The sequence below is a fragment of the Profundibacter sp. genome (assembly GCF_056498605.1).
In genome coordinates this window covers 1-9,725 of sequence record NZ_JBSMEZ010000019.1, presented here as the reverse complement: position 1 = coordinate 9,725, position 9,725 = coordinate 1, and the positions used below count along the sequence as shown (strand labels likewise).

The window sequence follows — 9,725 nt, the reverse complement described above, 5'->3', positions numbered from 1 at the left end:
AGTCCATTGATTATCTGTTAAAACCGTTCGTATCAAAGCTGCTCTCCTTTTGTTTGCAACATTGAATCAGAACTTAAACAGAATGGGAATCCCTAAACGTCAACAGGCCCTAATAAAGATTCTAACTATTTGATAATAATTAAGATAGTTTAAGTGCTAACAGTTCCACTATTCCGGAATAGTGGAACTGTTTTCAATCTGTGTTTAACCGCGATTTGACAATGCTCGACGATTTGCCTTAAACGCAACCTTATGAACACGCAGCACCATATCACTACCATCCGACGCCGAGGCATCCGCGCCTGACGTCCCGCCGCCTGTTCGCCCGCGCTTTTTTTGCGCAATCTTTTCTGAAATATTGACATGCCCCTGTCCATGCGGCACCCCCGTATGACAATCATGGGCTTCATCAAAAGGACCGCCGCAATGATACCCTCAGTTCTGCCGACCTATTCCCGCGCACCGCTTTCCTTCGTCAAAGGCGAAGGCAGCTGGCTGATCGAGGCAGACGGGCGCCGATTTCTGGATTTTGGTGCGGGGATAGCGGTGAACGTGCTGGGGCATGCGAACCCGACGCTGACGGCGGCATTGACGCAGCAGGCGGGGCAGCTTTGGCACACCTCGAACCTATATGAAATCCCGCAGCAAAAGGCGCTGGCCGACAAGCTGGTCGAGGCCAGTTTTGCTGACACTGCGTTTTTCACCAACTCCGGCACCGAGGCTTGCGAGTTGGCGATTAAAATGACCCGCAAATACTGGTTTGATAAAGGCCACCCCGAGAGGGTGAAAATCATTGCCTTTGAAGGGTCATTCCACGGCCGTTCTGCCGCAGGTATTGCCGCTGCAGGGTCCGAGAAAATGACCCATGGGTTTGGGCCATTGCTGCCCGGGTTTGTGCATCTACCGTTTGGCGATCACGAGGCCCTGGCGGCTGAAATGGATGATACTGTTGCCGCGGTGATCGTTGAACCTGTGCAGGGTGAAGGCGGTATCCGCCCGTTGCCTGACGCTTGCCTGAAAGGTCTGCGTGATGTCTGTGACGAAACGGGCGCCTTGATGATACTGGACGAAATCCAGTGCGGCATGGGGCGGACCGGCAAACTGTTTGCCCATGAATGGGCCGGCGTTAGCCCCGACATCATGCTGGTTGCCAAGGGCATCGGCGGGGGCTTTCCGTTGGGCGCATTACTCGCCACAGAAAACGCAGCATCCGGCATGACCGCTGGCACGCACGGCTCGACCTATGGCGGCAACCCGCTGGCCTGTGCGGTTGGCAATGCGGTGATGGACATCGTTGCAACAAATGAATTTCTGACAGACGTGAACCGCAAGGCGGGGACTTTGCGCCAAAAGCTGGAGGGGTTGGTAGCCGCACATCCCGATGTATTTGAGAGTGTGCGCGGGGCGGGCCTGATGTTGGGTTTGAAATGCGTCGCGCTAAATATGGACGTGATCAATGCGGGTTATGCGGCCGAAATACTGATCGTACCCGCCGCCGATAATGTGGTGCGCCTATTGCCACCGCTAAATATTTCCGACGCTGATATCAGCGAAGGCATATCGCGCCTTGATACGGCTGCGACTGCAGTTTCCAAAGGACTAAACACATGAACCATTTTCTGGACATCCACACCACTAACCCCACCGCCCTGCGCGGCATGATTGATCAGGCGCAAGCGATGAAAGAGGCGCGCAAGGGCCTGCCCAAAGGCACACCTGATGCAGAGCAACCTTTGGCCAATCATATGGTCGCGCTGATCTTTGAAAAACCATCAACCCGCACACGGGTATCCTTTGATGTGGGCATCCGGCAGATGGGTGGGCAAACGCTGGTTTTGTCGGGCAATGACATGCAATTGGGTCATGGCGAAAGCATTGCCGATACGGCGCGGGTTCTAAGCCGCTATGTCGATATGATCATGATCCGCACGTTCGAGGAAAGCATCCTGCACGAATTGGCCGAATACGCCGATGTGCCGGTGATCAACGGGCTGACCAATACCAGCCACCCCTGTCAGGTGATGGCCGACGTGATGACGTTCGAGGAACACAACGGGCCGATTAAAGGTAAAAAGGTGGTGTGGACAGGGGATGGTAACAACACCTGCGCCTCCCTACTGCACGCGGCAGGGCAGTTTGGTTTTAACTTTACCTTTGCGGGGCCAGAGGAACTGGACCCCGCCCCCGAACTGATCGCATTCGCCCGCTCAAAGGGGGTGACGGTGACAATCGAACGCGATGCCGAGGTCGCTGTGCAGGGGGCCGATCTGGTGGTTGCCGATACATGGGTTTCGATGCACGACAGCCAGTCCACCCGCCAGCGGCGGCATAACCAGCTAAAATCCTATCAGGTCAATGAGCACCTGATGGCGCAGGCCAAACCGGACGCCTTGTTCATGCACTGCCTGCCCGCGCACCGAGAAGAAGAAGTGACGTCTACGGTGATGGACGGCCCGCAATCGGTGATCTTTGACGAGGCCGAAAACCGGCTGCACGCGCAAAAGGCAGTGATGCGCTGGTGTTTGGGGGTTTAATGGGCAGATGTATGATTTCATAAGCTTTGAAATTTTTATCGCCCCCAGTGTTCTACTGTTCTGCTATTATCTGGGCGCGGTGGGGATTCCGCTGGCAGCTGTCCTGCTGGTGCGCAAATTGTTTGCCACTTATCCGGCTCTAGGCGGGGCCGCGAAAACTGCGGGTGCGCAATTAAAGGCGAATGTATCGCGCAAGAACCGGTTGCGGATATATTTGGCGATGGCGGCAGTATTTGTTTGTATGGAAATTGTCTGGCGGATGATGTTTGAAGCAATGATCGCCTATTTCCAGATGCGCGAAGCACTGATGGGGATGGCCGGATCATAACCGGTTATTTCCGCCTTGGTTTGGCCCGCAATGTCGGGTCCGCTTTGGTCGGATCTTCCGGCCACGGGTGTTTTGGATACCGCGCCCGCATGTCTTTGCGCACGTCCGCATAGGAAGATGCCCAGAACCCCGGGATGTCCATCGTGGTTTGCACGGGGCGACGTGCGGGCGACAGCAGGGTGACGCGCAGGGGGGTGTGGCCGATATGGGGGTGAGTGGTTACGCCGAACATTTCCTGTAGGCGCAGGGTGATTTCGGGGGCTTCACCGCTGTAATCAATCGGGACCTTGTTGCCAAGCGGGGTGATGAAATGTGCGGGAGCTAAGCTGTCCAATTTCTGTTGTTGCTCCCAGTTTAGCGATTGGCGAAGCGGTTCAAGCAGGTTCAGGCCTTTCAGATCACCAGCGGTTTTCAGGCCGGATAGGTATGGCAATAACCATTCCCCGATCCGCGCCATCAATGCGTCATCCGCAAAATCGGGCATTCCGTCAACCAGCAAAACCCGCGCCTGAAACCTCCGTGCCGCATCAGACCACGGCAGGCCCAGTTCGCGCACCCCGTCCAGCATGGCAAGGGCGACGGTCTCAGAGGGCACATCGCGCCATATCCGGTCCGCCAGCACCAACGCGCCGTAACATTCCTGTTGTCGCGCCACCACGCGGCGCTCGCGTTTTGACCATTCGCAATGGTCGCGCCAGTTTATCTGTTCGCCAAATAGCGCCCGCACACCGGCCTCGGAAATTTCCACTGCTTGCCTGACGCGGGCCTCGCGGATGTCGCCGTCCAGATCGGTGGCCACGATCAGCCGTGCCGCCGCCATCGGATCATCATCGCGCATCACAGCCCCCTTGCCCCCCGACATTACCCAGCGCGGCGCGTCCCCTTTGCGGCGCAGGCCAATGCGGTCGGGGTAGGCGAGCGCGGCCATTTCGCCGAGCGTTAGCGCGGGCTTGTCACGGCCTTTTTGCAAGCGTTTTGCATCAGCGCGGATGCGGTGCACAGCGCCAGCATTCACCATGTAGGGGCGCTCGGATGCAAAGCGTTTGGGATTGGCAATTGCCTCCATCCGCAAGGCCAGATCGACGGGTGCGCCGCGCAGCGGATCACGTTCGGCCAGCAAGGCGGCGAAGGTTGCGGCCTGTGGCCCGGCGATGGCCAGCATGTGGGCCAGACGCGGGTGTAGGGGCAGGGTGGCCAAGGTGCGGCCATGTGCGGTGATCCGCCCCGCCACATCCAGTGCGCCCAGCTGCTTCAACAACGCAACCGCCTCGCCATATGCTCCGGCTGATGGTGGGGTTAACAGGGCCAGATCACCCGTGTTGGCCGTGCCCCACAACGCCAGTTCCAGCACCAGCCCTGTCAAATCGGCGGCCTCGATTTCGGCGGGTGGAAACGGGGCCATGCCGCCCTCTTCGCCCTTGGTCCACATCCGGTAACATGTGCCTGCCGCCACCCGCCCCGCGCGGCCCCTACGCTGGGTTGCCTCGGCTTTGGTGACGCGTTCGGTGATCAGCCGCGACATGCCCGAGGCCGGGTCAAACCGTGCGCGGCGTGCCTGACCGCAGTCAACCACCACGCGCACCCCGTCAATGGTCAGCGAGGTTTCCGCGATAGAGGTGGCCAGCACGATTTTGCGCCCCTGTTTGGCGGGGGCAATTGCGGCGCGTTGGGCGCGGAAATCCATTGCACCAAACAGCATATGGACATGGCAATCGGCGGGCAATGCGTTCAACATGCCCGCCACGCGGCGAATTTCACCCTCGCCGGGCAGGAACACCAGAACACCGCCTTCGGTCTCATTAACGGCCTGAATGACCAACGCGGCGGCAGCATCATTGAACCGTTTGCCTTTGGGTAATGGCCGGTCCAGCCAGCGGGTTTCCACCGGATAGTTGCGCCCCTCGGAGGTGATGACAGGGGCATTGTCCAGCATCAAGGCCACGGGGTCGGCCTCCAGTGTGGCGGACATCACTACGATCAGTAAATCTTCACGCAAGGCTCCGCGCACTTCCCATGTCAGGGCAAGGCCAAGATCGGCGTTCAGGGAGCGTTCGTGAAATTCATCGAAGATCACCGCCCCTATGCCATCCAGTGAGGGATCGGATTGCAGCATGCGGGTCAGGATGCCTTCGGTCACCACCTCGATGCGCGTCGCCTTCGATACCTTGGCTTCGCCACGAATGCGGTAACCGACTGTTTCGCCCACATTTTCACCCAAGGTCTGCGCCATCCGTTCGGCGGCCGCACGGGCGGCAAGGCGGCGGGGCTCCAGCATCAGAATGCGGTCTTTGCACAGCCCTGCCTCGAGCATCGCCAAGGGCACACGTGTGGTTTTACCGGCGCCGGGGGGCGCTTGCAGCACAGCGCGGCCGTGACCCCGCAAGGCGGTGATCAGCGCCGGAAGGGCATCATCTATGGGGAGGCGGTCTTTCATGCTGGCTTTATCGAGGATGGCGGCGGGGAAAGCCATATCAAACGTGTTTTCGTTTGTGCAAAGGGGGGAGGAAGCTAAACTCATGGCAGGTTATTATAGACAGTTTGGTTTTACAGTGGAGATATGATGCGGTTTCTGGTTTTATGTGTTGCTTTGACGGGGCTTTTTGTGGGCCAAGGTCAGTCACGCCCCTATACGCCTGGCTTGTTCGTGGTGACGAATGTGGCCAGCAATGATGTGTTGAATGTGCGAAAGGATCCGGATGTGACGTCTGAAATTGTCGGAACGCTGGCCTATGACGCCAAGTCGGTCGAGGTGGTGACGCTTAGTGAAGATGGCAAATGGGGGCTGGTCAATAGCGATGCTAATTCCATCGGATGGGTTCTGATGCAGTTCATGTCGCAAACCGCGCCAGACCCAGTTACCACGGATTATGAACGGGATTTATGGTGTTTCGGGGACGAGCCATACTGGACACTGGTTTCTATCGCAAAGGGGGATATTACCCTGTTGGATGGTGACAAAGAAATCCAGCTCAAACGCAGCTTTGCGCCGCTTCTGGCCATGAACCGCGGGTTCGAGAGGCAGGTGATGGTGGCGGGCGCGGATGGTATCGAAGTCACGGGTTTTTTGACCCCAAGGCAATGTCGGCCAAACGAAGGTGTGTTCGGGTTTGGCTTTGATATGCTGGTCGACGAAGGGCAGGAGCGCCGGTTTGTATCTGGATGTTGCTCGTTAAGTGAACGGGGGAATTAGGCTCGCGCTGTTTTCTACACTGTGCCCACCAGTCGCACTTCAGTCCCGTCCCTTTGCACACGGCTGTCGTGCGCCTCGTCTACCTCTGGCAACACCGCTGGCAACGTCAGGGCAATCGCCAATAGCACCACCAACCCGATCATCTTCAATGTGTTCAAATTTGCCATAGTGTGTGTTCCTTCTTTCTTTGCTGTGTGCATTGGGATTAGGATGCAGCACAACCGGCGGGCTAACCAATATCAGCCCCCTGTTATCAGATAACGGCCAGTGAAAGGGCAGCAGAACCCGATGGATATTTCAGACCTTGCCAGTCGCGTGGTTGCGGGCGAACGCCGTGCCTTGGCCCGCGCCATTACCCTGATCGAAAGCGGGCGCGCGGATCATCGCGAGCAAGCCATGACCCTGTTGGATGCGGTAAAGGGTGCTGGGCGACAGGCCTTGCGGATTGGCTTGTCCGGAACACCGGGGGTGGGGAAATCCACCTTTATCGAGGCCTTTGGCATGATGCTGACAGGGCAGGGTTTGCGCGTTGCTGTGCTGGCGGTTGATCCATCATCAACCCGTTCCGGCGGATCAATTCTGGGCGATAAAACCCGCATGGAATTGCTGTCACGCGACCCGAACGCGTTCATCCGGCCATCGCCCAGCCAGACGGCGCTGGGCGGGGTGGCGCGGCGCACCCGCGAAGCGGTGATGCTGTGTGAGGCGGCGGGGTATGATGTGGTGTTGATCGAAACCGTCGGGGTCGGCCAATCTGAAACGATGGTGGCCGAAATGTCGGACCTGTTTGTGCTGTTGCTGGCGCCAGCGGGCGGGGACGAATTGCAAGGGGTCAAGCGCGGCATCATGGAGATCGCCGATCTGATTTTGGTCAATAAGGCCGATGGGGATTTGCTGGCTGCCGCCACCCGAACCTGTGCCGATTACGCCGGGGCTTTGCGCCTGTTGCGCAAGCGAAGCGGTGATCCTGAAGGGTTTCCAAAAGCGATGCTGGTGTCGGCGATCACGGGGGAGGGGCTGGAAACTGCGTGGGGTGAAATGCAGGCGCTGGTTTCGTGGCGCAAAGAGGGCGGGTATTGGGATGATAATCGGGCACGGCAGTTGCGGCACTGGTTTGAGCAAGAGGTCCGGTTGGGACTGTTGGCGCGCCTGGACGAGGGTGAGATGCAGGCACGGATGGCAGCATTGGGGGCGGATGTTGCGACGGGTGATATCTCGGTCGCGGCGGCGGTGCGCGAGGTATTGGATAGGGATTAATTGTGCGGTCGGGCAACGGGGTGGGCGGCGTTTGGCTGTGCATATATTAATCTGTGGTTAGGCTATATTAATAAAGAGGTTTTGGCGAAAATCAACGTATGGAAAGCCTACGGAAAACGTATGGGTTTTATACATACGAATGGTGGTGAATAGGCGGGTTAACGGCGCGTGCGGTGTTTTTCTGCGGCTTTGTTAATGAAGTGACAATGCGGAGTTGCTGCGCAACGCTTTATGTCTCGACCCCGCTAGGGGGCCTCGGATGGGTGCAAGATTATCCCTCTTTCCAAACGGCAAAAAAACCGCTAGCCTAATCTGACAACATGACAAGGAATATGCCGATGATCAATTTCAGGACCCGAGTGCGCGCCTAAGCCGCCCGTCCTGACGGGTTGGCGACAGCCCCGATCATCTTACATTCCACTTCCCCATATTTACGAGCCCCTGTCATGTTCCGTTTCTTTGAAAATCTAGTCGATCCGTTTCAGCCGTTTGATGAAACCACACCGCCTAAATCCTTGTGGCCCTATTTACGCAGCCAATACGGCCCGTTCAAAAAACTGATGGTCTGGATGGCGCTGACCGGTGTGTTGGTGGCAATGGTGGAAACCGGTCTTATTTTCTATTCCGGACGGGTGATCGACCTGATGAATGCCAGCGCACCTGGTGTGTTTTGGTCTGCACACGGGGTTGAACTGTTGCTTGCCGCATTGTTCATTCTGTTTTTACGCCCCCTTGCGATTGCCCTGAACAAGCTGTTTCTGGAACAGGCGTTTGCTGGCAATATGCAAACACAGGTGATGTGGCGGGCACATAAACACCTGTTGGGGCAATCCTCGACCTTCTTCCAGAATGATTTTGCCGGACGGTTGGCGAACCGTGTGATGCAATTGCGCGTGGCGGTCGAGGATGTGACCTATATGTTTTTTGAGGGCATCTGGTATGCGCTGACCTATGTGATCAGCGCGATCCTGATCCTGTCGCAGATGGATGTGCGGCTGGGCCTGCCGCTGGCGTTGTGGGTTGTTGTCTACATCGCATATGTGCGGGTCATATCGCGTCAGGTGGCGGTGGCCGGGGAAAAACTGTCGGACAGTCGTTCACTGGTGACGGGGCGGATTGTGGACAGTTATTCCAATATCGAAAGTGTGAAACTGTTTGCCCACGGCGGCAGTGAAGAAAACTATGCCCGCCGTGCGATGCGCCGGTTCCAGCTGCGGTTTTTCCAGTTTGTGCGCCTTATGACAAAGATGTCCTTTGGACTGAACCTGTTGAACGGGCTGCTGATTGTCGGGGTTCTGGGCATGGCGGTCTGGCTGTGGTCGATTGGCGAGCTATCAATTGGCGAGGTTGCGGCGGCATCGGCCCTGACCATCCGCCTGAACGGGATGAGTGGCTGGATCATGTGGCTGGCGATCCGGATATTCGAGCAGATAGGGGTGATCCGCGAGGGTTTGCGGTCGGTTGGGGTGGCGCATTCGGTGGTGGATGCGGTGGATGCGCCTGCATTGGCTATCGCCAAGGGCGAGATCGAATTTCGGGATGTTTCGCACCATTATGGCCGCAATAGTGGCGGGCTGAACCATGTGTCGATCACCATTCCTGCGGGCCAAAAGGTGGGGTTGATCGGGCGTTCGGGGGCCGGAAAATCCAGCCTTGTGAACTTGCTGTTGCGGTTTCGGGATGTTGAGCAGGGGGATATCCTGATCGATGGGCAGAATGTGGGCGAGGTGACGCAGGACAGTCTGCGCGCCTCCATCGGGATGGTGACACAGGATTCGTCCTTGTTACACCGTTCGGTGCGCGACAACATCCTGTATGGTCGCCCCGATGCGAGTGAGGCGCAGATGATCGCTGCTGCCAAGCGGGCCGAGGCGGATGAGTTTATCGCTGATCTGTCGGATATGCAGGGTCGCACCGGTTATAATGCGCAGGTCGGCGAGCGTGGCGTAAAGCTGTCAGGCGGGCAGCGCCAGCGCATCGCGATTGCGCGGGTGATCCTGAAAAACGCACCTATTTTGGTGCTGGACGAGGCAACCTCGGCGTTGGATAGCGAGGTCGAGGCTGCGATCCAGCAGACCTTATACGGGGTGATGCAGGGCAAAACCGTGATCGCGATTGCGCATCGGCTGTCAACGATTGCGCAAATGGACCGGATCATTGTGCTGGATCTGGGCCGCGTGGCCGAGGATGGCACGCACACGGAACTGCTGGCGCTGGGCGGCATTTATGCGGGCCTGTGGCAGCGCCAATCGGGTGGGTTTTTGGGGTTGGACATATAAATGGTCTATCCGTGGCATAACCCGCCTGAACCTCTTGACGCCCTCGTGCAATCGGCCTACACCCCGCAAACGGAATTAAGGGCGCTGCATATGAGTCGGTGCCCTATTGTATTATCGAGCCACCCGCGACCACCCGT

8 protein-coding genes are annotated in these 9,725 nt (G+C 57.7%); 6 read left to right on the top strand and 2 right to left on the bottom strand.

Features of this window, described 5'->3' with window-relative positions:
• Window positions 1-426: 426 nt before the first annotated feature.
• The 3 genes from ACWB12_RS01935 to ACWB12_RS01925 are packed head-to-tail and all read left to right on the top strand — an operon-like array spanning window position 427 to window position 2,862.
• Window positions 427-1,611, top strand: coding sequence for an acetylornithine transaminase (locus ACWB12_RS01935; RefSeq protein WP_479528371.1), 1,185 nt, complete (start codon window positions 427-429; stop codon window positions 1,609-1,611).
• The gene (argF, locus tag ACWB12_RS01930) at window positions 1,608-2,534 is read left to right on the top strand and encodes an ornithine carbamoyltransferase (protein WP_479528370.1); all 927 of its coding nucleotides are present in this window, start codon (window positions 1,608-1,610) and stop codon (window positions 2,532-2,534) included. The genes ACWB12_RS01935 and argF overlap by 4 nt, the downstream gene beginning before the upstream one ends.
• A 7-nt stretch (window positions 2,535-2,541) precedes the next feature.
• Window positions 2,542-2,862: a DUF4282 domain-containing protein gene (locus ACWB12_RS01925; protein WP_479528369.1), complete on the top strand. Its 321-nt coding sequence runs from the start codon at window positions 2,542-2,544 to the stop codon at window positions 2,860-2,862.
• Between the two features lie 4 nt (window positions 2,863-2,866).
• On the opposite strand, the gene hrpB is transcribed toward ACWB12_RS01925, so the two are convergent.
• Entirely contained in the window at window positions 2,867-5,332 is a 2,466-nt protein-coding gene (gene hrpB, locus ACWB12_RS01920; RefSeq protein WP_479528368.1) for an ATP-dependent helicase HrpB, read from the bottom strand.
• Window positions 5,333-5,422: 90 nt separating this feature from the next.
• Here hrpB and ACWB12_RS01915 point away from each other — a divergent pair, with 90 nt between their 5' ends.
• Window positions 5,423-6,052: an SH3 domain-containing protein gene (locus tag ACWB12_RS01915; RefSeq protein ID WP_479528367.1), complete on the top strand. Its 630-nt coding sequence runs from the start codon at window positions 5,423-5,425 to the stop codon at window positions 6,050-6,052.
• Window positions 6,053-6,066: 14 nt separating this feature from the next.
• Here the strand turns inward: ACWB12_RS01915 and ACWB12_RS01910 are convergent, their stop codons facing one another.
• Window positions 6,067-6,219 (bottom strand): hypothetical protein, encoded by a 153-nt coding sequence (locus ACWB12_RS01910; RefSeq protein WP_479528366.1) that lies wholly within the window; start codon window positions 6,217-6,219, stop codon window positions 6,067-6,069.
• A 121-nt stretch (window positions 6,220-6,340) separates the two neighbouring features.
• On the opposite strand from ACWB12_RS01910, the gene meaB reads away from it, so the two are divergent.
• Both meaB and ACWB12_RS01900 read left to right on the top strand, forming a co-directional pair.
• Window positions 6,341-7,309, top strand: coding sequence for a methylmalonyl Co-A mutase-associated GTPase MeaB (meaB, locus tag ACWB12_RS01905; RefSeq protein ID WP_479528365.1), 969 nt, complete (start codon window positions 6,341-6,343; stop codon window positions 7,307-7,309).
• A 446-nt stretch (window positions 7,310-7,755) separates the two neighbouring features.
• Window positions 7,756-9,588 (top strand): ABC transporter ATP-binding protein, encoded by a 1,833-nt coding sequence (locus ACWB12_RS01900; protein ID WP_479528364.1) that lies wholly within the window; start codon window positions 7,756-7,758, stop codon window positions 9,586-9,588.
• Window positions 9,589-9,725 lie beyond the last annotated feature (137 nt).